We start from the raw sequence: 24,761 nt of genomic DNA, 5'->3' as shown, positions 1-24,761 counted from the left end.
AAGGGTTTTATATGGTAAGTCATGTTATTCCATTTGAGAATCTACGAAACACTGATGTGCCGTCCGTAGGGGGCAAAAATGCTTCTTTGGGCGAAATGATTTCTCAACTCACAGCCAAGGGCGTACGCGTACCTACCGGCTTTGCGACCACCGCAGATGCTTATCGTGAGTTTTTGGCACAAGGTGGATTAAACAACAAGATCAACGACTTGCTTGATAAACTGAATGCAGACGACACCCAGGAATTGGCCCGTGTTGGTTCACAAATTCGCCAGTGGATTATGGAAGCCGAGTTTCCACAAGCGCTGCAAACAGCGATTGCTGAAAACTATGCCAAACTGATTGAAAGATCAGCACAAGGCACTACCTTCGCGGTGCGTTCATCTGCGACGGCAGAAGACTTGCCGGATGCCTCTTTCGCCGGTCAGCAAGAGTCTTTCCTGAATATCCATGGCCTGGAAAACATTAACCACGCCATTAAAGAAGTATTTGCTTCTTTGTATAACGACCGTGCGATCTCCTACCGCGTACACAAAGGCTTTGTGCATGCGGATGTGGCTTTATCCGCAGGCATACAACAAATGGTGCGTTCAGACATCGGCTGTGCCGGTGTGATGTTTACCATTGATACTGAATCTGGTCACCGTGATGTCGCGTTCATCACCTCCTCTTATGGTTTGGGTGAAACCGTGGTACAAGGTGCCGTCAATCCGGATGAGTTCTATGTACATAAGCCATTGCTGGCGCAAGGTAAACCAGCCATCGTCCGCCGTACCATGGGTTCAAAACTGATCAAAATGATCTTTTCTGATGCCACCCAGGCAGGTAAATCCACGCATACCGTGGACGTTGATGCTGCAGAAAGCAACCGTTACTCCCTGACAGACGCGGATATTCTGGAACTGGCTAGCTACGCGATGACGATTGAGCAACACTATGGCTGCCCAATGGACATTGAGTGGGGTAAAAACGGCCTGGATAACAAGCTGTACATCCTGCAAGCGCGTCCAGAGACAGTGAAATCGCAAGAAGCGGCTAAAAACATCACTGAAACCTTCAAACTGCAAAAGCACTCTTCAGTGCCTGTGGTTGCCGGCCGTGCTGTGACGCAGAAAGTAGGCGTGGGCCCGGTACGTATCGTGCTGGATCCGGCCGATATGCATGAAGTTCAACCAGGCGACGTGCTGGTTGCCGACATGACTGACCCTAACTGGGAACCCGTGATGAAACGCGCCAGTGCACTGGTGACCAACCGTGGCGGCCGCACCTGCCATGCGGCGATTATTGCGCGTGAACTGGGTATCCCGGCGATTGTCGGCTCAGTGAATGCCACAGATTTGCTGCGTGATGGCGAAATGGTGACAGTGTCTTGTGCTGAAGGTGAAACTGGTTTTGTTTACCATGGCGCCCTGGACTTCGAAGTGTCTACGCAATCTAACAGCGCACTGGCAAAACCACCTTGCAAGATCATGATGAACGTCGGCAACCCTGACATGGCATTTACCTTCGCTCAAACACCAAACGACGGTGTAGGCCTGGCACGTTTAGAGTTCGTGATTAATAACATGGTTGGCATTCACCCGAAAGCCATCTTGAATGTTGATGCCATGCCAGCGGCCATCCAGGCAACGATCAAAAACCGTGCACGTGGCTATGCCAGCCCGAAACAGTTTTATATTGATAAAGTGACAGAAGGTGTCGCGACCATTGCGGCCGCTTTCTATCCAAAACCAGTGATTGTACGTACCTCAGACTTCAAGTCTAACGAGTACAAAAAACTGGTTGGCGGTGACATTTATGAGCCGGACGAAGAAAACCCGATGATCGGCTTCCGTGGTGCGGCGCGTTATATGGCAGAAGACTTTAAAGAGTGCTTTGCCATGGAATGCCAGGCCATGAAAAAAGTGCGTGATGAACTGGGCCTGACCAACGTTGAGTTGATGATCCCATTTGTACGTACGCTGGAAGAAGCGCGCGCTGTGACTGAAATCATGGCAGAGAACGGTCTCAAACGCGGTGAAAACGGCCTGCGCCTGATCATGATGTGTGAAATCCCGGCCAATGCCTTGCTGGCAGAACAGTTCCTGGAATACTTCGATGGTTTCTCCATTGGCTCTAACGACCTGACCCAGCTGACATTAGGCATGGACCGTGACTCCGGCATTTTGGCAGACGGTTTTGACGAGCGTAACGATGCGGTGAAAGTATTGCTGAAAATGGCGATCAACACCTGTAACCGCTTGGGCAAATACGTCGGCATTTGTGGTCAGGGCCCTTCTGACCATGAAGACTTTGCCGAATGGCTGGTGGCTGAAGGCATCCAGTCTGTGTCACTCAACCCTGACACAGTGGTTGCCACCTGGCAGCGTTTGACCAAGAAGTAAACCTAGGTAGTAAACTTTAGCAATCAACTCAAGGCGTTACCATGAATCACCGTTCTGTTTTTATTATTTCTGATGGCACGGGGATTACAGCTGGCGCCTTGAGCAAATTGCTGGAGCATTTTCCTAATACCAAGTTCACCACTACTCGCCTGCCCTTCACGGACAATGACGAGAAAGTGCAAGCCGCTTTTGAGCATATCCAGAAAGTGGCTGCCCAGGATGGTATTCGCCCGATTGTGATCATGTCTGTCGGCAATGGCGAACACCGCAATCACCTCAAGCAGGCCAACGCCTACTTTATTGATTTATTCCACCGCTTTATTTACCCGCTAGGTTCGGAGCTTAATCAGGAGCCACTGACTGGTGCCAGCATTGCGTATAGCGCCATGGGCAACAGCTACTCTGAGCGCATGGAAGCCATTAATTTCACGCTCAATCATGATGACGGCATGACCAATACCGGTCTGGATGAAGCTGAAGTGATCCTGATTGGTGTGTCCCGCTGCGGTAAAACACCGACCAGCATTTACCTGGCCATGCAGTTTGGCATTAAAGCCGCCAACTACCCATTGATTCCAGAAGACTTTGAACGTGGCGCCTTACCTGCGGCTTTGCAAAAAAATATCGACAAGATTTTTGGCCTGACCATCAAGCCCGAGCGTTTGCACTCTGTGCGTAACGAACGCCGCCCTGATAGTTTTTATGCCTCACTGGATAACTGCCGCAAGGAAATTGAAATTGCTGAAGGCATGATGCGCAGTGCAGGCATTCCCTGGGCAGACTCCACCAGTCGTTCGATTGAAGAACTGTCTGCGCTGATCCTGCAAAAAATTCGCCAGCGCTAAGGCTGGCGTTTTTTAAACCCTGACGGCGGCTTCTCGCCGCCTGACTTATCATGCAAACATTACGCTGCCATCGCCATTTCACGCATTGGCGTTGCTTGTACTCTTGCAGTTTGTGGTTTCAACATATCCCCACGCCAAAAGTAATAAAACTCACGACAAACACTGAGGAAAGTGTGCTGTGAACCCAGCGCATTAAACAATGGCAGGTTTCTGTCCACCATCTGGCGGTAACTATGGGATTGTTTGTGCGAAATATGGCGTAGCGACAGCAGCAGGCATTTTGCCATGCGCATGCGTTCTTTAAATACCGCGGGTTCAAAACCGCGAACCAGCGTGACTTGTTCAAAAGCATCCATGACTTGTGTTTCGTGGAGAGTCATCGCCGTCTTATCCAAATCATACCAATGCTTGAATAATTCATCCTGCGTGACCATGGCGACAGGCGTGCTGCCATTAAATACTTTGGCCTGGCTCATGGCCGCAATGGCTTTGATATCGCGCACCCAGAATGAGAAGAATTCTCGAATCACCGGCAAGATACTTGGAATTTCGGCAGGATCAATGCTGGCAATAAAACGGTCGACCGCATGTCGGTAATGGCTGCCATCACAAGGAATATCTTTCAGGAAGGCACTGACACGAATAATGATGAACTCGCGCTGTACCAGCACACGCTCACTCACACCCTGCCCGGTCAGCAACTTGACGTAAGCTTTTTGAGCTTCTTCTTCTCTGGTCATTTCCATGATTGACTCCCTTGTCGATTCTGAATAATGTCCTGCAAGCTCGCAGGCATTGACAGCTTTATATTAAAACAGGCAGTCCTTGATCAAACATGTAATGAAATCGGTAAATGCCCCACATTTCAGGGCTTGCGCTTAACTGGCAGTCGCTGCGGCAGGCGGCTTGGGTTTGCGTGCCAACAGCAGTAACAGGCTGCTAAGCACCGTCATCCCCAGCATGGCGGTCGCCAATGTGAAGGTCGAGTGCCACACCAAGGGGACAATCAATGCCGAGCTCACGGTAGAGCACAGCATTTGCATAAATGCCTGCGCCGAGGCGGCAGTACCGCGCAGGGTCGGATAGCAATCGAGGGCGGCGATTGATAACACAGGCATGGCTGCAGCCATACCCACGTTAAACAAGGCAATCGGTAAAATGGCCAGCCACCAGTCGCTGTGCGTGGTGGTGCTCGCCCACCATTGCACACCCACATTACAACTGGCAATGAATAGCATCCAGGCAAATGCCCAGTACAGAATGCGCGCTGGCGCCACTTTACCCGCTGTATGGCGTGAGATCCATGAGCCCAGCATCATGCCAGTCACCGTAGGAATAAACAGGTAGCCGAATTGCTGGCTGTTTAAATGCAAATGCTTGACCAGGAAAACCGGGCTGGCCAGCACATAAATAAAAAATGCAGAGAAGTTCAAGCCCAGGCAAGCGATGAGACCAAGAAACACCTTATGCTTAAGCATCTTGCCATAGGTGGCGATAATCCCTTTCACCGAGAATACGATGCGTTTCTCCGGCGTCATGGTTTCCGGCAGGTAGCGCACCGCCATCCATAGCGCAATCGCAGCATAAACAGATAAGAAAATGAAAATTGCTTGCCAGTGTATGCCCAGCAATACGCCGCCTAAAATGGGGGCAACTGCGGGGGCGATGCCGAATAATAACTGTACAGTTGCCATCACCCGTTGTGCTTGTGCACCAGAAAACAGGTCGCGCACCATGGCGCGTGCCACCGTATTGCCCGCCCCGCCACTCACGCCTTGCAAGGCGCGGAACAGCCACAAGGTCTGCACGTTGGGGGCAAATGCACAGCCCAGGCTCGCTAGCGCGAAAATGGCCAGTCCCCATTTAATAGTGGTGATGCGCCCGATAGCATCTGAAATGGCGCCGTGACACAGCGTCATCACGGCATAGGGTAGCAAATACAAGGTCAGGCTCTGCTGGATCGCCAGTTCATCCGTACCAAACTCAGCGGCCATGACATGAAACGCGGGCAGATAGGTATCGATTGCAAATGGCGCTAACGCAGCCAACCCAGCCAAGACCAGCACCAGGGTAGAAGAACGGGATTTCAACATGAACAACCTTGTAAAAAAGCAAAGGTGCCCTCAGGCACCTTTAAGATTATAAGCCACAATGTCTGCCATGCGCAGCCTTAAGGCAAGGCGTGAAACTGCTCGATTCTTTCCTTGTCACCTTCGACATATTTTTTGGAGTTTTTGTCCGTTCTGAAAATGATGGGCTGCTCACGTACCAACGGATTTTGTGAGTTGATCAACGCTTCATCAATCAAATGGCGATTGGGTGATTTAGTACACACCGGATCCGCCATTTCAGCATCACCACTTAGCAAGTAGGACTGGCAACGGCAACCGCCCAGATCATTTTCTTTTTCGTCACAACTACGGCAAGGCTCTTTCATCCACTCCATACCGCGGTATTTGGTAAAGGCAGGTGACTCTTTCCAGGCCCATTCCAGGCCATTTTCGCGCACATTCGGGAACGTCATACCGGGTAAGACACGTGCCGAATGGCATGGCAAGACGTCGCCATTGGCGGTCACAATCATGAATACTTCGCCCCAGCCATTCATACATTTCTTGGGCCGGTCAGCAAAGTAGTCAGGGACCACAAAGAATACCTTCATTTTATTGCCCACGCGCTCCCTGAACGCATTGGTCGCGGCTTCCGCGCGATCTAACTGTTCGCGGGTAGGCATCAATTGGTCACGGTTGACCAAGCTCCAACCGTAATACTGCGTATTGGCCAGCTCGACATAGTCAGCGCCCAAGGCTTCAGCCATTTCCAGGATTTTTCCTACCTGATCAATGTTGTAGCGGTGTATGACCACATTCAACACCATCGGGTAGCCATGCGATTTAATCATGGCTGCGACTTTTTTCTTCAACTCGAAAGTGCGGGTATTGGTAATAAAGTTACTGATGTCTTCAGTGACATCGTGCATGGAGAGCTGGATATGGTCCAGGCCGCCTTCTTTAAACGCCTGGATGCGTTTTTCAGTCAGGCCGACACCTGAGGTGATCAGGTTGCTGTAATAGCCTAATTTATGCGCTTCGGCGACAATCTCTTCAATATCATCACGCAACAAAGGCTCGCCACCAGAAATCCCCAACTGGATGGCACCCATTTTACGGGCATCACGCAAGGCGCTGATCCATTGCTCAGTCGTTAATTCATTTTTGGTGTGCTTGTCATAATCGGTCGGGTTATAACAAAACGCGCAATGTAGCGGACAGCGATAAGTGACCTCAGCCAACAACCATAAAGGCTGTTTCTGTGTGACGCTTGCTGCAACACCATTATTTAACTGTGCCATGATGCCCTCGTTTCGGATTAATTCAGCTTGCGCAACCAGGCTTTACCAACGGCCAGGTCAAACATGCCTAAAATATCGTTCTCAATGTCTTCGGCATCGGGAAAGGTCGTTTTCAAATCAACAACAATCTCTCCGACCGTGGTTTTACCATCCACACGCTTCAGTATTTCACCGGCGCCCCCATGCAGTTTCACCATGCCCTCAGGAAACAGGATGACGTAACTTTGCTGCGCCTCTTCCCATTGAAAACGATGGTGCAAGGCGATGGCGTAGATATCTGAATGTTGAATGTTATTTTCCATAGAATTACTTTCGTCGCTTATCTAAACTTGATCACGGGTTGGCGGGTGTAGTCGCGGTCTTCCACCTTGATCTGCGTGCAGGCCAGCATAATGGCATCGGCCACTACCCATAACACATCCAGCTTGAATTGCAGGATATCCAGCGCACGCAGCTGCATATCGCGGCTCACACTGAAGTAATCCAGGGTAATGTCCAGGCCTTGCTCTACGTCGCGTCTGGCTTCTGTCAGGCGTTTTTTAAAGTAAATAAAGCCTTCTTCTTTGACCCAGGGATACATGGCTGGCCAGGAACTGATGCGTTGCTGGTGAATGTGCGGCGCAAACAGTTCAGTCAGGCTGGAGCAAACGCTTTCCTGCCAGGGGCGCTGGCGGGCAAAGTTGACATAGGCATCCACCGCAAAACGCACGCCTGGCGAAACCAGCTCCAGTGAGGTGATCTGCTCGCGAGTTAAGCCCACAGCTTCGCCCAGCTTAACCCAGGCCTCGATGCCGCCTTCGGAACCCTCGTAGCCATCATGGTCAGTAATCCGGTGTATCCAGCCTTTACGCACTTCTTTGTCCGGGCAGTTAGACATGACTGCCGCATCTTTTTGCGGGATCATGATCTGGTAGTAATAGCGATTCGCCACCCAGCACTGCAACTGCTCTTTGCTTAACTTGCCTTCATACATCAGCACATGAATCGGGTGGTAGATATGGTAACCCTTCCCTTTTTCGCGGAGCTTGGCTTCAAACTCTTCACGGGACCATGGCAAGTTGTCGTTGCTGACTGCGTTCATATTGCTCTCCTATAGAATGATGTCCATGCCGTCATACGCTACCTCAATCTTGTGTTGATCAAGTGTCGCACGTTCGGCGGAATCTTCCCTTAAAATCGGGTTGGTATTGTTGATATGAATCAGCACTTTGCGCACCGGCTTATCTGTACCAAACTTATCCAGCTCTTCTATCATGCCGCCCGGCCCGGATTGCGGATTGTGGCCGATACTGCGTGCCGTTTTGGTCATCAGGCTCATGTCCAGCATCTCAGTGTTGGTCCAGAACGTGCCATCGACCATAATGCAATCGGCCTGGTTCATCAAAGGCGGTAAATGTGGCTCAATCTCAGCCAGGCCAGGTGAGTACCAGCATTTTTTGCCGGTAGAAATTTCTTCAATCAACACGCCGATGGTGTCGCCAGGATGTGGGTCGTTACGGTGTGGTGAATATGGCGGTGCCGCACTCTTCAAGGCCACCGCCGTGAAACGCAAGTTAGGCACGCCAGGGATTTCAAAACTGTGCGCGTTACTGACATCATTGGCATCAATGGCAATTTCATGATGGTTAACGCCGCAGTAATGGCCAAGGATATTCAAAATCTGGTTACCGGTGGTCAGGTCTTCATAGACCATTTTAGTGCAATAAATCTCACGTTTGACCTGACCTTCACGTAGCATGAACAGGCCTGTGGTATGGTCGATTTGCGCATCAATCAATACAATGCCCTGAATGCCGGAATCACGGATGCCACGGCCTGGTTGCAACGGCGCAAATTCCTGAATTTGTTGCAATACATCAGGCGAAGCATTAAACAACACCCAGTCCACGCCATTGCTGGAGACACAAATCGATGATTGGGTGCGGCGTTTAGCTTTAATCGTGCCTTTGCGTAAACCATCACAGTTTTGACAGTTACAGTTCCACTGCGGAAAGCCACCGCCAGCACCAGCCCCTAATACGTGTATATGCATAATCGCTCGTTATTCAATTCTATTCGTTCATGAGAGTTGCAAGACAGTTTCAAACTTCATCATACAACAATTGTTTGTGACTACTATGTGTTCATTGCAAGTCCTGTACAAGCTGCGTTTGCAATGTCTGTTAAGTAAGACTGGCATCATACGCATGCGTTGCATGAACAGCCTGCAACAGACAATGATTCCCTGCTCATGATTTTCATGAGCAGGCGTCAAATGGGATCATAACAGGCATAAAAAAGCCGCGCTCACTGGCGCGGCCTGTATTTTGGCTGCTGATCGCTTACTCTTCCGCGGCCCGTTTTTCGCGACGCGCTTTGACCGATGCTGCCAGGGTTTCCAATACAGTCACCGAGTCATCCCAGCCCAGGCAGGCGTCTGTAATCGATTGCCCATAATTCAGGCTGCAACCTGGCGAATGATCCTGACGCCCTTCGTTCAAATGTGATTCCAGCATCACGCCAATAATGCGCGCATCACCCGCAGAAACTTGGCTGGCAACATCATCTACCACCGCGATCTGGTTTTTATATTGTTTTTGGCTGTTGCCATGACTGCAATCTACCATCAGTACAGGCGCCAAGCCAGCGTCCGCTAACTGGTCACACACCGCCGCCACACTTTGCGCATCATAATTAGGCGCTTTACCGCCACGCAAAATTACATGGCAGTCTTCGTTACCCCTGGTGGCAAAAATGGCGGATTCACCTTCTTTGGTCATGGATAAAAAGTGATGCGGGCTCGCAGCGGTTTTAATCGCATCTATCGCGACTTTGGCACCACCATCCGTGCCATTTTTAAAGCCTACCGGGCAGGATAAGCCAGAAGCCAGTTCACGGTGGATTTGCGATTCGGTGGTACGTGCGCCAATCGCGCCCCAACTGACCAGGTCAGCCGTGTATTGTGGCGACACCACATCCAGGAACTCTGTGGCTGCAGGCATGCCAATTTCATTCACATCCAGCAAGAAACGGCGTGCTTTTTCCAGGCCCAGATTAATGTCGTAAGTGCCATCCAGGTGCGGATCGTTGATCAGGCCTTTCCAGCCCACAGTGGTGCGTGGTTTCTCGAAATAGACGCGCATGACGATCAACAACTCACCTGCCAGGCGTGTGCGCACGTCCAGTAGGCGTTTAGCGTATTCCATGCCGGCTTCGGTGTCATGAATGGAGCATGGGCCCACAATGACCAGCAGGCGGTCATCGCCCTGGTGCAAGATATGATGAATCGCAGTGCGTGTCTTCAGGATATTTTGCGTGCTGACCGTGCTTTCCTGCAGGCGTGACAATAGTTCTGCCGGTTTCACCAGCGGCTTGATCTCCAGCACCCGTACATCATCGGTAGCTAATTTTTCGTATACAGTCATGACTTTAAAATTTTTTCCAGCACGTCTAAAAAGCGGGCATTTTCGCTAAACAAACCGATACTGACGCGCAAATAATCCGGCATTTCATAATTGGCCACCGGGCGCACAATCACCCCCTGTTTGAGCAATGCCTGGTTCACCGCATTGGCATTGGTCACTTTAAAGCTGACAAAGTTGCCGTAGGATGGGATATAGCTCAGGCCCAGTTGCTCCAGCCCTTGTGTGATCTGTGTCATGCCCGCCTGATTGGCAGCATAACTGCGTGCCACAAAGTCTTCATCCTGTAAGGAGACCGTGGCAGCCACCTGCGCCAAGCTATTGACGTTAAATGGCTGGCGCACGCGGTTCATTAAATCAGCCAGGGTGGCATGCATCAGGCCAAAACCCACGCGTAAGCCAGCCAGGCCATAGGCCTTGGAAAAGGTACGCGAAATAATCAGGTTTTCAAATTCTGCCAACCAGCCAATCGCCTCAGATTTGTCTACAGAAGACAAGTACTCGTCGTAGGCTTCATCCAGCACTACCAGGATGTGCTTGGGCACTTGCTGTAGAAAGGCTTTTAAATCTGTTTTGCTGATTAATGTGCCTGTTGGGTTGTTTGGGTTAGCCACAAAAATCAGCTTGGTTTTAGGCGTGATCGCCTTTAAAAAACCTTGCAGGTCATGGCCAAACTCAACCGCAGGCACAACCACGCCAGTGGCACCCACGGCTTGCGTCACCAATGGATACACCGCAAAAGCATACTGAGAATAAATCGTTTCATCGCCTGCGCTTAGAAAAGCACGTGCGGCCAGTTCCAGAATATCGTTTGAACCGTTACCGAATACAATCTGCGCCGGTTGCACGCCGTATTTATGGCTCACGGCATCGCGCAAGGCAAAGCTATTGCCATCCGGATAACGGGCAATCTCATAAATGGCTTCTTCTAATGCCATTTGTGCCTTTGGACTCATGCCCAAGGGATTCTCATTAGAGGCTAACTTGACGATATCGGCTTCATTGAGCCCCATTTCGCGGGCTAATTCACTGATAGGTTTGCCACCCTGATATGGCGCAATGGCACGAATATTGGCAGGCGCTAATTCTGATAAAGACATAGATTGAATTAAATAATAGCGGTTGGGTAAGAGCCCAACACTTTGAGTAATGTGGCGCGTTCAGCCAGATCTTTGAGCGCTGCCTGTACGGATGGTTGCTGCTGGTGCCCTTCAATATCGACGAAAAACACGTAATTCCATAGATTTTGACGAGACGGACGGGACTCCAGCTTGGTCATGCTCACGCCATGGCGTGAAAATGGTTCCAGTAACTGCAATACCGCGCCAGGTTTGTTTTGTGCGCTCATAACCAGCGAGGTTTTGTCCTGGCCGGAAGGTGCCACGGCATGATTACCCACCACCAGGAAGCGCGTGGTATTTTTCGGGTCATCTTCGATATTTTCGGCCAGGATATGCAAATCGAATAAATCGGCCGCACGTTTACTGGCAATCGCCGCCGCAAACGTGCCTTCACTCGCTACCAGCTCGTGGATCATTTGTGCTGCGCGTGCATTGCTGGTTACCGCTTCACGCGCAGCATTTGGCAGGTGTTTATTTAGCCACTCATGGCATTGCGACAATGATTGTGCGTGAGAGAATACATGGCTGATCTGACGGATATCCTGCTGTGCGGACAACAGGCAGTGATGTACAGGCAAGGTGATCTCGCCAATGACCTGTAACGGACTGGACAACAATAAATCCAGTGTAATGCCAACGGCGCCCTCGGTAGAGTTTTCTACCGGCACCACGCCGTAATCGGCCTGACCCGCTTCTACGGTACGAAACACTTCATCAATGCTCGCGCATACCACGGCCTGGCGGCCTTCACCAAACTGCTTGAGTGCCGCCTCTTCGCTGTAAGTGCCCAAGGGGCCCAGAAAAGCAATCGACAGCTCTTTTTCCAGTGCGCGACAATTGGACATCACGGCACGGAAAATATGACTCACCGCCTCAGGCGCCAATGGCCCCTGATTCTCCGACTGCAGGCGGCGAATCACTTGTGCTTCACGCTCAGGGCGATAAATCACCCCGTCATCTTTCAAGTGCCCGATTTCGCGTGCAAGCGCTGCGCGCTCATTGACAAGCGCCAGCATCTGCGTATCAATCGCATCAATTTTGTCTCTAAATTGTTTTAATAAATCAGACATTTGAAATTAATATTTAATGTAATTTATGAATGACTTTTTTCGAATTCTTGCATGAATTCGACCAAGGCTTTCACACCTTCAATCGGCATGGCATTGTAAATGCTGGCCCGCATGCCGCCTACGGAACGATGACCTTTTAATTGCAGCAAGCCACGTGCATCAGCTGCCTTTAAAAAGGCGTCATTGAGGCTTTCTTCACGTAAACGGAATGGAATATTCATGCGTGAGCGGTAAGCATGCTCGATGTTGTTGTCATAAAACTCGGTTTGATCCAGGTAGTTGTATAACAAATCAGCCTTGGCAATATTGATTTTCTCAATCGCCTCCACGCCACCTTGCGCCAGCAACCACTCAAAGACCAGGCCAGCAATATAAATGCTGTAGGTCGGCGGTGTGTTAATCATGCTCTGGTTATCCGCCTGCGTTTTCCAGTGGAATACTGCCGGTGTTAACGGAGAGGCTTGCGCCAGCAAATCTTCACGCACAATCACCAGGCATAAACCTGCCGGGCCGATATTTTTTTGCGCACCACCATAAATCACGCCATATTTGGAAACATCAATCGGGCGTGACAGGATATGTGAGGACATGTCCGCCACAATCGGCACGCCATGCGTGTCAGGGACATCCAGAAACTCGACACCGTTAATCGTTTCATTGGTGCAGTAATGCACATAGGCCGCGTCTTTATTAAGCGTCCAGTCAGCAAAAGCGGGCACCGTCGTAAAGCCACCGGCTTCAGCACTGGCGGCGATATTAATCTGACCGTAGGCTTTGGCATCCTCTACGCTGCGCTTGCTCCAGGAGCCTGTCACCACGTAATCTGCAGACTTGCCGTTAAGCAAATTCATCGGAATGATGGCATTTTCCCCAATTGCGCCACCCTGCAAAAACAAGACTTTGTAATTGGCAGGGATGGACAGCAATTGGCGCAAATCAGCTTCGGTTTTTTCCAGGATACTGGTGAATTCCTTGCCGCGATGCGACATTTCCATCACACTCATGCCAGAGCCATGCCAGTCAAGCATTTCGGCTTGCGCGCGCTCCAGCACTGGTTTAGGAAGCACGGCCGGGCCGGCAGAAAAGTTAAAGATCTGTTTCATGCGTGTGTTTATTCTTCGTTCTCGTCGCTCTCGACACCATCATCGTCAGTTTCTACAATCTTCTCCAGACCTGACAATTTCTCACCTTCACCCAGGTTGATCAGGGTGACGCCTTGTGCAGCACGACCCATATCGCGGATTTCCTTGACGCGGGTACGGATTAATACGCCACCGGTGGTAATCAGCATAATTTCATCTTCTGCCGTCACTAGTCTGGCCGCAACAGCCAAACCATTGCGCTCACTGATGGCAATCGCTTTCACACCTTGTGTGCCGCGACCAGAATGGCGGAACTCGGACAACACAGTACGCTTACCGTAACCATTTTCTGTTGCTACCAACACAGACTGTTGGTCATTCTCAGCAATCAGCAAGGACAATACTTGCTGTTTGACCGCCAGCTTCATGCCGCGTACACCACGTGTTGCGCGGCCCATTGGACGGACGTCATCTTCCGTGAACCAGACGGCTTTACCACCATTGGAAACCAGCACAATGTCGTTCTGGCCATTGGTCACTTCGGCACCGATCAGGTAATCACCTTCATCCAGGTTAATAGCAATAATGCCGGACTTACGTGGGTTAGCAAATTCCGTCAGCGCCGTTTTCTTCACAGTGCCCTTGGCTGTCGCCATAAATACGTAGTGATTCTCGTCGAACTCTTTCACCGGCAGGATGGCATTGATTTTCTCGCCCTCTTCCAACGGGAACAAGTTCACAATCGGTTTGCCACGGCTGACACGGCTGCCTTGCGGTACTTCATAAACTTTTAGCCAGTAAACACGGCCACGGCTGCTAAAACACAGGATGTAGTCATGCGTATTCGCGACAAACATCTTGTCGATAAAGTCGTCTTCTTTAGTCGCAGCTGCCTGTTTGCCACGGCCGCCACGACGCTGTGCGCGGTATTCATCCAGCGGCTGTGATTTGACATAGCCGGTGTGTGATAACGTCACCACCACATCTTGTGGCGTAATCAGGTCTTCGAGTGACAAATCTTGCGTGTTCTGCTCAATCTCGGAACGACGTTTGTCACCAAACTGTTTCTGGATTTCGTTCAGTTCTTCGACAATAATCGCGGTCACGCGCTCTGGCTTGGCCAGAATATCCAGCAAGTCGGCGATGACATCCATCACTTCTTTGTACTCGTTGACAATCTTGTCCTGTTCCAGACCTGTCAGGCGTTGCAAGCGCATTTGCAGAATTTCCTGCGCTTGTACATCAGACAATCTATAGCCTTTTGGCGTCATGCCAAAATCGACAGACAAGCCCTCTGGACGCGAAGCCTCCATGGCGGCACGTTTGAGCATTTCCTCAACTACCGGAGAGTTCCAGCTGCGCGCCATCAACTCTTTTTTCGCTTCTGGCGGTGTTGGCGCGGCTTTGATGATTGCAATCATCTCGTCCACGTTGGCCAGTGCCACCGCCAAGCCTTCCAGCACATGGCCGCGATCACGCGCCTTGCGCAACTCGAACACGGTGCGACGTGTCACCACTTCGCGACGATGGCGCAAGAATGCTTCCAGCATCTGCTTCAGGTTGAGCAAGCGTGGCTGGCCATCCATCAGCGCCACCATGTTCATACCGAATGTATCTTGCAGCTGCGTTTGTTTGTAGAGGTTGTTTAGAATCACCTCTGGCACTTCGCCACGCTTCAGCTCAATCACCACGCGCATACCTGACTTGTCAGATTCGTCACGCAGGTCAGAGATACCTTCAATTTTTTTCTCGTTAACCAGTTCGGCGATTTTTTCAATCAGCGTTTTCTTGTTAACCTGGTAGGGCAATTCATCAATAATGATGGACTGGCGCCCGCCTTTTTCCAAATCTTCAAAGTGGGTGCGGCCACGCATCACCACACGGCCACGGCCAGTACGGTAACCTTCTTTCACCCCTACCGTGCCATAAATAATACCCGCAGTCGGGAAGTCAGGTGCCGGAATCAGCTCGATCAACTCATCAATAGTGATTTCAGGATTTTTCAACAACGCGAAACAGGCATTCAGCACTTCATTCAGGTTGTGAGGCGGAATATTGGTCGCCATACCCACCGCAATACCCGAGCTGCCGTTAATCAGCAGGTTAGGAATACGCGCCGGCATAATCAGAGGCTCATGCTCGCTACCATCGTAGTTAGGGCCAAAGTCGACGGTTTCCTTGTCGATATCTGCCAGTAGCTCGTGGGCAATTTTGGACATACGGATTTCGGTATACCGCATCGCCGCTGCATTGTCGCCATCAACCGAACCGAAGTTACCCTGGCCATCGACCAGCATGTAACGCAGGGAGAAATCCTGCGCCATACGGACGATGGTGTCATACACAGCAGTATCACCATGCGGGTGGTACTTACCGATCACATCACCAACAATACGGGCGGATTTTTTGTAAGGCTTATTGTAGTCATTGGACAGTTCGTGCATGGCAAACAGCACGCGTCTGTGCACAGGTTTTAAACCATCACGCACATCGGGAAGCGCACGGCCTACAATCACGCTCATGGCGTAATCGAGATAGCTACGACGCATCTCGTCTTCTAAGCTGATAGGCAGGGTTTCTTTAGCAAATTGATCTGGAGACTGACTCATTCTTGACCCAATTTATAGTTAAAAGTTATCACGCGATTTTAGCATATTTAGCGCAATCCGGCGCGCCTAATCGCGGCTGACAAGCCAATCGGGCAAAACTGAAAGGGAGTGATGATGATGCAAACCAGAGACGCGGACAACATTGAGGATGCACTGACGAACTATTTCTGTCAGCACCAGTGAATGATGTTAAAAAAGGAATTTGGGAAAGCCGCGCAAATGAATGCGCGGCGCCATGAATTTAAAACTGGGTCAGCAATTGCAAATCAGCTTTTAAATCTTCAACATGCTCCAGGCCCACGGCAATCCGGACCAGGTTATCCTTGATGCCAGCTTCGACCCGCGCTTCGGCACTGACGCGACTATGCGTGGTGGTAGCAGGATGCGTAATCGTCGACTTGGCATCGCCTAAATTGGCGGTGATGGAAATCAGGCGTGTGGCATCAATGAGAGCCCATGCAGCTTCTTGTGCTGTTTGGCCAGCACGTGGCTTCACTTCAAAGGTCACAATACCGCCACCCAAGCGCTGCTGCTTTTGCGCGAGTGCGTATTGCGGATGCGATGGCAAGCCGGGGTAATAGACGCGCGCTACCCCAGGCTGTTGCTCCAGCCATTGCGCCAAAGCCAGGGCACGTGCGGCATGCGCTTCCATGCGCACTTGCAAGGTTTCCAGCCCTTTGACGAACACCCAGGCATTAAAGGCACTCATGGTCACGCCAGCGGTGCGCAAAAATGCATATACCGGCTCAATCAGCGCCTTGCTACCAAGCACCGCGCCTCCCAATACCCTGCCCTGACCATCGATATACTTGGTGGCAGAATGGATGACAATATCAGCTCCCAGCTTGAGCGGTCGTTGCAATGCTGGCGTGCAAAAGCAGTTATCAACCGCCAGATAGGCGCCAGCCGCATGCGCAAGCTCCGCCAGCTTGGCAATATCACCGACTTCGGTCAGCGGGTTTGAAGGTGTTTCAGCAAAAAACAGCTTGGTATTCGGCTTGGCAGCAGCTTGCCAGGCATCCACATCCGTCAGGGAAACCAGCGTCACTTCCAGACCCCAACGCTTGAGGATATTGGTGAATAATTGCACCGTTGTCCCAAAAATACTGCGCGATGCCACAATATGGTCACCTGCACTACAAATACCCATGATGCAGGCGAGAATCGCAGACATACCACTCGAGGTTGCCACACACTGTTCTGCACCTTCCAATGCGGCCAGTTTATCCTGGAACATGGTGACTGTCGGATTGGTAAAGCGTGAGTAAATATTGCCGGGCTCGGTGCCGCCAAATCGCGCTGCCGCTTGCGCTGCATTTTTAAAGCGGAAGCTGGAATTTAAAAACAGGGCCTCTGAGTTTTCGCCAAACTCGGTGGTCAAAGTGCCAGCACGCACTGCCAGCGTTTCCAAATGGTATTGATCGTTCATGATTCCTCAAACTTCTGTCCGGTGCGGACATTCCTGCACAAGCATTCTGACTTGCGCTCTGGACAATAAAAAACCCGTTTCAGCATTGCGCTAAAACGGGTCTTTGGGGCTCTCGCTTTAGCGGTATTTATAATGCGCTCGCAAGCTGAGTTTGGCTTCGTTTAAAGTTCGCCACTCAAATCAGCGCAATTTCATTAAACGCCTTTTGCTGGCGCCTGTCAACTTTTACTCGGCACCCACCAAGTCTGTAGATAACAGATTCAAATCAAGCTGCGTGGTCGAGTTAGGCGGCAATTGCTTTTTATTCATATCACTGCGCGCAGACTCAATACGGTTTAAGTAAGCCGCATCAATATCGCCAGTGACATACTTACCATCAAAACAACTACAGTCAAATTCAGTCATGTGTGGATTGGACTTGGCAATGCTTTCACGCAAGGCATCTAGGTCCTGGTAAATCAGCGCATCAGCACCGATTTCGGCACAAATCTCTTCATCGGTACGATTAGTCGCCAACAACTCATGACGGCTAGGCATATCAATGCCATATACGTTTGGATAACGCACTGGCGGCGCTGCTGAAGCAAAGTAAACCTTGTTTGCACCTGCATCACGCGCCATTTGGACGATTTGCTGCGAGGTGGTGCCACGCACAATAGAATCATCTACCAGCAATACGTTTTTTCCCTTGAACTCAATGCCGATCGGGTTCAGTTTCTGGCGCACGGATTTTTTACGCAAGGCCTGGCCCGGCATAATAAATGTGCGACCGATATAGCGGTTTTTGATAAAGCCTTCACGGTAATCTAGGCCCAAGGCAATCCCCAGTTGCAATGCACTCGGGCGGCTGGTATCCGGAATAGGGATCACCACATCAATTTTCTTATCCGCCCATTCGCGTTTAATCTTTTCAGCCAGCAAGGTACCCATGTCCAGACGGGTCTGGTAAACAGAGACGCCGTCGATCACTGAGTCAGGGCGTGCCAGATAAACATATTCAAAAATACAGGAGGTCAGTTTTGGATTCGTTGCGCATTGACGACTGAATAAGTTGCCGTCCATATCGATAAATACCGCCTCACCTGGCTCAACATCACGCACCATGGTGAAACCCAGCACATCCAGTGCGACGCTTTCAGAGGCGATAATATATTCAGCCCCCTTGTCGGTCACTTGCTTGCCAATCACCAGAGGGCGAATACCATGTGGGTCACGGAAGGCCAGCAAACCAAAGTTGGCGATCATCGCCACCACGGCATACGCCCCTTTACAACGTCTGTGCACACCAGCAACGGCATCAAACACCATATCGCTATTGAGCAAGGCGTTTTTAGAAGTGCTTTCGATTTCGTGCGCCAGCACGTTTAACAATACTTCTGAGTCGGAGTTGGTGTTGATGTGCCGCAAGTCTTGCCTGAACATTTCAGATTTAAGCTGTTCAGAGTTGGTCAGGTTGCCGTTATGGCCTAATACGATGCCGAAGGGTGAGTTTACATAGAATGGCTGTGCCTCAGCAGCACTAGACGAGCCTGCTGTCGGATAACGTACATGGGCGATACCTACATTACCGACCAGATTGCGCATATGGCGTGTATGAAATACATCTTTCACCAGGCCATTATTTTTATGCATGTGGAAAGTGTTGCCATCACAAGTGACGATACCAGCGGCATCCTGACCACGGTGCTGTAATACCAGCAATCCGTCATACAACAACTGATTCACCGGGTTCTTGCCTACAATACCGATAATTCCACACATAGCGACATCCTATCAAACACTTGATTACAAATTAAATGGCAGATTCATCTACCCGCTGATGATCCAAATGTACGTGCCTAGCAATACTAGATGGCATCCATGGCAGTAATTTCAAGACCAACGCTTCTACTGGCGCACTGAATGTTGCATTCGTCCAGCGCGGATCCTTGGGCAAATCCGTCATGGCAGCCAGCATCACCAGGATACAGACCACCAACACGCCTTTAACAATACCAGCCAAACCGCCAAGTACTCTGTTCAGCCCGCCCAAACCGACCGCCTTGATCAAGGTGGTCAGCAACAAGGCGAGCAAGGCACTGACAAACAGCACCAGTAAAAACACCACTAAAAAAGCCGCCATGGCTTTTATTGCATCACCAGGAATCTGCTCTGGCATATAGGCGATGACCTCACCGTTAAAACGATTCGCCAGGTAAAAAGCCAGCACCCACCCCACTACAGAAAACAGCTCACGGATGGCGCCGCGCATCAGCCCGACCAAAATGGAGAAGCCGATAATACCTAATACCAGATAATCAAAAACAGTCATGGCCTATATCAGGATTTGCTGGCCACAATACCGCTAAACCCGGCCGCTTCCAGTTTTTTCAATGCCGCAGCAGCATCATTACGGGTAGCATAGGTACGCGTACGCAAGCGTAGTTTCTGACCAGCCGCATCCACTTTTTCCGTGGCTGACTCGAATCCTGCCTGCTTCAGCTTGCCTTGCAGGGTTTCCAGGTTTTTCGGGTCAGAGAACACGCCAAACTGTACAAAGAACTTACCAGATTTTTTATCGGATGCAACAGGCTCTTCTTTAGCTTCAGGCTTAACCGCCGCAACTTTGGGTTCAACTTTGGGTTCAACTTTGGGTTCAACTTTGGGTTCAACTTTGGGTTCAACTTTGGGTTCAACTTTGGGTTCAACTTTGGGTTCAACGCTTGGTACGGGTTTAACTGGTGCATGCGCGGCAACAGGCTTGGCAGGCTCTGTTTTTACCTGTTTTTGTGGCGTTGCTACTACTGCGGGCGCAGAAACTGGCGCTTCTTCAATATTAGCCTCAGCCACTTCGGAAGCATTATTTTCTGATGTATTGGCCGCTGGTGCAGCTTCGTTATCCAATACAACTTCATCATCAGGTAACTCAAGGATAGGCTCACGGTTGGCCTGGCGATTGACCACCGTAATTTCAACGTTATCATGGCTGGATTCGATCACCCGGTCTTTAAGCACAAAGGGCAATACAATCAGCATCAAAACCACCAGGGTGATCGCACCTACCAGCCGCCTGCGGGCAGTTTTTTTGAGCAACAGTTCGTTGTCTGTCAAAGCATCTCTCGCCATACTGTTTTGAGGTTCACATTCAGTTCTATGTATACACGTGGCGTTTTTACGCAACCCACTGATCAGTCGTTAATTCGAGTATTGCAGCTACAGTGAAGAATGAGCCGAACACAATAATTTTATCATTTTTTGCCGCTTTTTTATAAGCCGTTCGCAATGCGGCGGGTAAATCAGCATGCAGGTGAATATGGGCCAGCGGCACTTTCTGACTTAAGCACGCTTGCAAGTAGTCAAGCGCCGCTGCACGCAGATGCTGGATGGGGGCAATATGCCACGTATCAATCACTGGATGCAGGATGTCCACCACACTGGCAATATCCTTATCAGACAACATGGAGAATACGGCAATCACCTGGCCGCCATCGGCACTCAGGCGCTGCAAGTTGTCACATAATGCGCGCGCAGCATGTGGATTATGTGCCACATCCAGAATCACATCCGGCGCGTGCTGCAAGTATTGAAAACGGCCAGTGACCTCTGTGCCGGTTAACGCCTGCAACAGTTGACCTTCCGTGACTGGCAATGTTGCTTGCAAAGCACGCACGGCAAATATCACGCTCGCGGCATTATTCCACTGGTAATGCCCAAACAAGCGCAAGTTGCCTATATCCAGCTGACCTTGTGCATCCCGATAGTGCGCGTATTGTGTATCCGAGATATCAATCTGGTAATCCACGCCAAAGCGGTTTAACTTCACTGCCAGCGTATCGGCATGCGCCAATAATGACGCTGGCGGCGCCACATCGCCGCAAATGGCAATCTGCTGCTGGCGATAAATGCCCGCTTTTTCGTGACCGATCAATTCGCGGGTATCACCCAGAAACTCCATGTGATCGAGATCGACATTGGTGACAATCGCACAATCAGCATCGACAATATTCACCGCGTCCAGGCGCCCGCCCAGACCAACCTCAAGAATAACGACGTCCAATGGCTGTTGCTCAAAGGCCCATAATGCTGCCAACGTACCCATTTCAAAATAGGTCAGCGTGATATCCCCACGTGCCTGCTCTACGGCGGCAAAGGCGTCACACAGCAAGGCATCGGCAATGACATTGGTATTGAAACGAACACGTTCCTGGTAATGCACCAGATGTGGCGAGGTATAACAGCCGACCTGGTAACCGGCAGCGCTATAAATACGTTCCAGCATGGCGCAGGTAGAGCCTTTGCCATTGGTACCACCAACGGTGATCACGGTAAACGGAAACGCTAGCTGCAGGCGTGCAGCGACTGTTTGCACCCTGCCCAAGCCCATCTCGATGGATTTGGGGTGCAGGGATTCGATGTAGCCGAGCCAATCCTCAACTGTTTGGGGAAGCTCGGGTATCACAGGTGGCATCAGGCAGCTTTGGTAATATTCAAGAAACTGGACAATACCTGGCTCAGTTTGGCACGCATTTCACGGCGATCGACAATCATATCGATGGCGCCATGCGTCAGCAGGAACTCTGCGCGCTGGAAGCCTTCAGGCAAAGTCTCGCGTACCGTTTGCTCAATCACGCGCGGGCCGGCAAAACCAATCAGCGCATTCGGTTCGGCCACAATCACATCCCCTAGCATGGCAAAACTGGCTGACACACCGCCCATGGTCGGATCCGTCAACACGGAGACATATGGCAACCCGGCTTCAGACAGCTTGGTCAACGCGGCACTGGTTTTAGCCATTTGCATCAACGACAACAGGCCTTCTTGCATACGTGCACCGCCACTGGCAGAAATACAGATAAATGCAGACTTGTGCTGGATGGCATCTTGTACACCGCGTACAAAGCGCTCACCAACCACAGAGCCCATGGAGCCGCCCATAAACTTGAATTCAAATACGGCAGCCACCACCGGCACGCCTTCAACCGTGCCACGCATCACAATCAGCGCATCTTTTTCTTTCACATCACGCTGGGCAGTTTTCATGCGCTCGGCGTAAGTTTTACTGTCTTTAAACTTTAAGGCATCCACCGGCGTGACGTCAGCGCCAATTTCAATACGGCCTTCTGCATCCAGCAATACATCCAGGCGAGCACGTGCGCCGAGTCGGTGGTGATGACCGCACTGCGGACATACTTCCAGGTTGGCATCCAGATCAGTACGGTAAAGTACTGTTTGGCAGGCATCACATTTATGCCATAAGCCTTCTGGCACATTACGTTTTTGTACCGAGCCAACAGCACGTTTAATTTTTTGTGGAATCTTGTCTAACCAACTCATAGCTTCTCCTGCTTTTATATTGCGATATGCTGAAAACCTGAATACACCGGTCTATACAGAATCAATCGCCGTACGCAATTCTTTCGTTAATGTCTGCACATTGGCAATCAGGTTGTCGGCATTAGCGCTTTCAATCGCCAATACCATACGACTACCCACCACCACCGCATCGGCAATTGCCGCTACTTCACGTGCAGTCGCCGCGTCTTTCACACCAAAACCAACACCAATCGGCAAGCTGGTTTGCTTACGAATTTCTGCCACGCGTTTTTTCACCTCGACAATATCCAGGTTAGCCGCCCCCGTCACGCCCTTGAGCGAGACATAATACAAAAAGCCTGTCGCCTGCTTCACGATCAATTCAGTACGTGATGGCTCGGTGGTAGGTGACAGCAGGAAAATACTATCAATATCCGCACCTGCCAGTTCCTGGTTAAAGACTTCACACTCTTCAGGCGGATAATCAACCGTGAGCACGCCATCGACACCAGCCTCTTTCGCCAAGGCAACGAACTGGGTACTCCCCATGGCTTCAATCGGGTTGGCGTATCCCATCAGTACGATAGGCGTTGTTTGGTTGGTTGCGCGAAACGCTTTCACCATGGCCAATACTTTACGCAAGCCCATCTTGTGTACCAATGCACGTTCACTGGCGCGCTGGATTACCGGGCCATCCGCCATTGGATCAGAAAACGGCACACCCAGCTCAATCATATCGGCACCCGCTTCTACCAACGCATGCAACAAAGGCACGGTTTGATCAGGGTGCGGATCGCCCGCTGTAATGTAGGGAATCAGTGCCTTTTTACCTTGTGCCTTGAGGGTGGCAAATACAGATTGAATGCGGGACATAAGAATGCTTTTTTAATTAATTCAAATAATGACAGTGGATCTGCAATACATGGCTGCGCTGATGCGTTTGACAAGCGCAGTCATGCAGGCAAAAGGTCACAGGGTAATATTAGCCAAACGTGCCACGGTGTTAATATCTTTGTCACCACGGCCAGAAAGATTTACCAGCACCACCTGATCCGGAGACATGGTTCTGGCCAGTTTCTCAGCATGCGCCAGGGCGTGGCTGGATTCCATCGCAGGAATAATGCCTTCAGTACGGCACAGGTTATGGAAAGCCGTCATGGCCTCCTCATCGGTAATCGCCACGTATTCAGCGCGCTTGATATCTTTTAACCAGGCATGCTCAGGGCCAACGCCAGGATAATCCAGGCCGGCAGAGATCGAGTGCGTTTCAATAATATTGCCATCTTCATCTTGCATCAGGTAAGTACGGTTACCGTGCAATACACCGATCGGGCTATTCGCGGTTAATGGCGCGGCATGCTGGCCAGTACTCAACCCATGACCGCCCGCTTCAACGCCAATCAGGCGTACGCCTTCGACGTCAATATATGGATAGAAAATACCCATGGCATTGGAGCCGCCGCCGACACAGGCGACGATAGCATCTGGCTGGCGCCCTATCATTTCCTGCATCTGATCTTTCGCTTCGATACCAATGACGGCCTGGAAGTCGCGCACCATCATCGGATAAGGATGTGGACCCGCCACAGTACCGATAATGTAGAACGTATTGGAGATATTGGTCACCCAGTCACGCATGGCTTCGTTCAATGCGTCTTTCAGGGTTTTTGAGCCACTTTCGACGGGCACCACAGTGGCGCCCAGCAGCTTCATGCGGAACACATTTGGCGCCTGGCGCTTAACATCCTCAGCCCCCATATAGACCACGCACTCCAGGCCCAGGCGAGCAGCAATCGTCGCGGTCGCTACGCCATGTTGCCCGGCACCGGTTTCCGCAATGACGCGCGGCTTACCCATGCGTTTGGCCAGCAACGCCTGGCCAATCGTATTGTTGATTTTGTGCGCGCCGGTATGGTTTAAATCTTCACGCTTAAGATAGATTTGTGCACCGCCCACTTTTTCAGACAGGCGTTTAGCATGGTAAATCGGGCTGGGACGGCCAACAAAGTGCTTGAGATCATAAGCAAATTCAGCCAGAAATTCAGGGTCGTGACGGTATTTTTCATACATCACCCGCAGTTCTTCCAAGGCTTCCACCAGGGTTTCTGCGACAAAAACGCCACCAAAAGGGCCAAAATGACCGCGCTCATCTGGCATGTCATAGACTTGCATGCGT

21 protein-coding genes are annotated in these 24,761 nt (G+C 50.8%); 2 read left to right on the top strand and 19 right to left on the bottom strand.

What is annotated here, in order from left to right:
* Window positions 1-11 precede the first annotated feature (11 nt).
* Together ppsA and GQ52_RS11565 are read left to right on the top strand one after the other, a co-directional pair.
* A complete protein-coding gene (ppsA, locus tag GQ52_RS11570; RefSeq protein WP_081979351.1) occupies window positions 12-2,384 on the top strand; it encodes a phosphoenolpyruvate synthase in 2,373 nt (790 codons plus the stop codon).
* 41 nt (window positions 2,385-2,425) lie between these two features.
* Window positions 2,426-3,229: a pyruvate, water dikinase regulatory protein gene (locus GQ52_RS11565; RefSeq protein WP_019882415.1), complete on the top strand. Its 804-nt coding sequence runs from the start codon at window positions 2,426-2,428 to the stop codon at window positions 3,227-3,229.
* Between the two features lie 59 nt (window positions 3,230-3,288).
* On the opposite strand, the gene GQ52_RS11560 is transcribed toward GQ52_RS11565, so the two are convergent.
* The 19 genes from GQ52_RS11560 to trpB all read right to left on the bottom strand — a co-directional run bounded on the left by GQ52_RS11560 (window position 3,289) and on the right by trpB (window position 24,757).
* On the bottom strand, window positions 3,289-3,975 hold the full coding sequence (locus GQ52_RS11560) for a hypothetical protein (RefSeq protein WP_024931197.1): 687 nt from the start codon (window positions 3,973-3,975) through the stop codon (window positions 3,289-3,291).
* Window positions 3,976-4,107: 132 nt separating this feature from the next.
* Entirely contained in the window at window positions 4,108-5,322 is a 1,215-nt protein-coding gene (locus GQ52_RS11555) for a multidrug effflux MFS transporter (RefSeq protein WP_047517890.1), read from the bottom strand.
* A 77-nt stretch (window positions 5,323-5,399) separates the two neighbouring features.
* The gene (gene pqqE / locus GQ52_RS11550) at window positions 5,400-6,581 is read right to left on the bottom strand and encodes a pyrroloquinoline quinone biosynthesis protein PqqE (RefSeq protein WP_019882418.1); all 1,182 of its coding nucleotides are present in this window, start codon (window positions 6,579-6,581) and stop codon (window positions 5,400-5,402) included.
* A gap of 17 nt (window positions 6,582-6,598) precedes the next feature.
* The gene (gene pqqD / locus GQ52_RS11545) at window positions 6,599-6,883 is read right to left on the bottom strand and encodes a pyrroloquinoline quinone biosynthesis peptide chaperone PqqD (protein WP_019882419.1); all 285 of its coding nucleotides are present in this window, start codon (window positions 6,881-6,883) and stop codon (window positions 6,599-6,601) included.
* 17 nt (window positions 6,884-6,900) lie between these two features.
* Window positions 6,901-7,662: a pyrroloquinoline-quinone synthase PqqC gene (pqqC, locus tag GQ52_RS11540; RefSeq protein WP_047517888.1), complete on the bottom strand. Its 762-nt coding sequence runs from the start codon at window positions 7,660-7,662 to the stop codon at window positions 6,901-6,903.
* A gap of 9 nt (window positions 7,663-7,671) precedes the next feature.
* Window positions 7,672-8,613, bottom strand: a complete 942-nt coding sequence (gene pqqB, locus GQ52_RS11535; protein ID WP_047517886.1) for a pyrroloquinoline quinone biosynthesis protein PqqB — start codon at window positions 8,611-8,613, stop codon at window positions 7,672-7,674.
* A gap of 289 nt (window positions 8,614-8,902) precedes the next feature.
* A complete protein-coding gene (locus GQ52_RS11530) occupies window positions 8,903-9,985 on the bottom strand; it encodes a 3-deoxy-7-phosphoheptulonate synthase (protein WP_019882423.1) in 1,083 nt (360 codons plus the stop codon).
* Window positions 9,982-11,082, bottom strand: coding sequence for a histidinol-phosphate transaminase (gene hisC / locus GQ52_RS11525; protein ID WP_047517884.1), 1,101 nt, complete (start codon window positions 11,080-11,082; stop codon window positions 9,982-9,984). Before hisC ends, GQ52_RS11530 begins: the two co-directional genes overlap by 4 nt.
* 8 nt (window positions 11,083-11,090) lie before the next feature.
* The gene (pheA, locus tag GQ52_RS11520) at window positions 11,091-12,173 is read right to left on the bottom strand and encodes a prephenate dehydratase (RefSeq protein ID WP_019882425.1); all 1,083 of its coding nucleotides are present in this window, start codon (window positions 12,171-12,173) and stop codon (window positions 11,091-11,093) included.
* 23 nt (window positions 12,174-12,196) lie between these two features.
* Entirely contained in the window at window positions 12,197-13,276 is a 1,080-nt protein-coding gene (gene serC / locus GQ52_RS11515) for a 3-phosphoserine/phosphohydroxythreonine transaminase (protein WP_047517882.1), read from the bottom strand.
* Window positions 13,277-13,284: 8 nt separating this feature from the next.
* Window positions 13,285-15,864 (bottom strand): DNA gyrase subunit A, encoded by a 2,580-nt coding sequence (gene gyrA, locus GQ52_RS11510; RefSeq protein ID WP_019882427.1) that lies wholly within the window; start codon window positions 15,862-15,864, stop codon window positions 13,285-13,287.
* Between the two features lie 241 nt (window positions 15,865-16,105).
* Window positions 16,106-17,293 (bottom strand): O-succinylhomoserine sulfhydrylase, encoded by a 1,188-nt coding sequence (locus tag GQ52_RS11505; protein WP_019882428.1) that lies wholly within the window; start codon window positions 17,291-17,293, stop codon window positions 16,106-16,108.
* A gap of 225 nt (window positions 17,294-17,518) precedes the next feature.
* Entirely contained in the window at window positions 17,519-19,054 is a 1,536-nt protein-coding gene (gene purF / locus GQ52_RS11500) for an amidophosphoribosyltransferase (protein WP_047517880.1), read from the bottom strand.
* Between the two features lie 31 nt (window positions 19,055-19,085).
* Window positions 19,086-19,604, bottom strand: coding sequence for a CvpA family protein (locus tag GQ52_RS11495; RefSeq protein WP_047517877.1), 519 nt, complete (start codon window positions 19,602-19,604; stop codon window positions 19,086-19,088).
* An 8-nt stretch (window positions 19,605-19,612) separates the two neighbouring features.
* Complete coding sequence (locus GQ52_RS11490; protein ID WP_235273243.1) at window positions 19,613-20,383, bottom strand: SPOR domain-containing protein; 771 nt, start codon at window positions 20,381-20,383, stop codon at window positions 19,613-19,615.
* Window positions 20,384-20,444: 61 nt separating this feature from the next.
* Entirely contained in the window at window positions 20,445-21,740 is a 1,296-nt protein-coding gene (folC, locus tag GQ52_RS11485; RefSeq protein WP_081979350.1) for a bifunctional tetrahydrofolate synthase/dihydrofolate synthase, read from the bottom strand.
* Complete coding sequence (gene accD, locus GQ52_RS11480) at window positions 21,740-22,606, bottom strand: acetyl-CoA carboxylase, carboxyltransferase subunit beta (RefSeq protein ID WP_047517853.1); 867 nt, start codon at window positions 22,604-22,606, stop codon at window positions 21,740-21,742. Before accD ends, folC begins: the two co-directional genes overlap by 1 nt.
* 51 nt (window positions 22,607-22,657) lie before the next feature.
* Entirely contained in the window at window positions 22,658-23,458 is an 801-nt protein-coding gene (gene trpA / locus GQ52_RS11475) for a tryptophan synthase subunit alpha (RefSeq protein WP_047517850.1), read from the bottom strand.
* A gap of 96 nt (window positions 23,459-23,554) precedes the next feature.
* Window positions 23,555-24,757, bottom strand: coding sequence for a tryptophan synthase subunit beta (gene trpB, locus GQ52_RS11470; protein ID WP_019882436.1), 1,203 nt, complete (start codon window positions 24,755-24,757; stop codon window positions 23,555-23,557).
* Between the last annotated feature and the right edge of the window lie 4 nt (window positions 24,758-24,761).

It is taken from the genome of Methylophilus sp. Q8, assembly GCF_000800115.1.
GTDB lineage: Bacteria > Pseudomonadota > Gammaproteobacteria > Burkholderiales > Methylophilaceae > Methylophilus.
The sequence above is the reverse complement of the archived record's forward strand: the minus strand, read 5'-3'. Positions and strand labels throughout refer to the sequence as shown.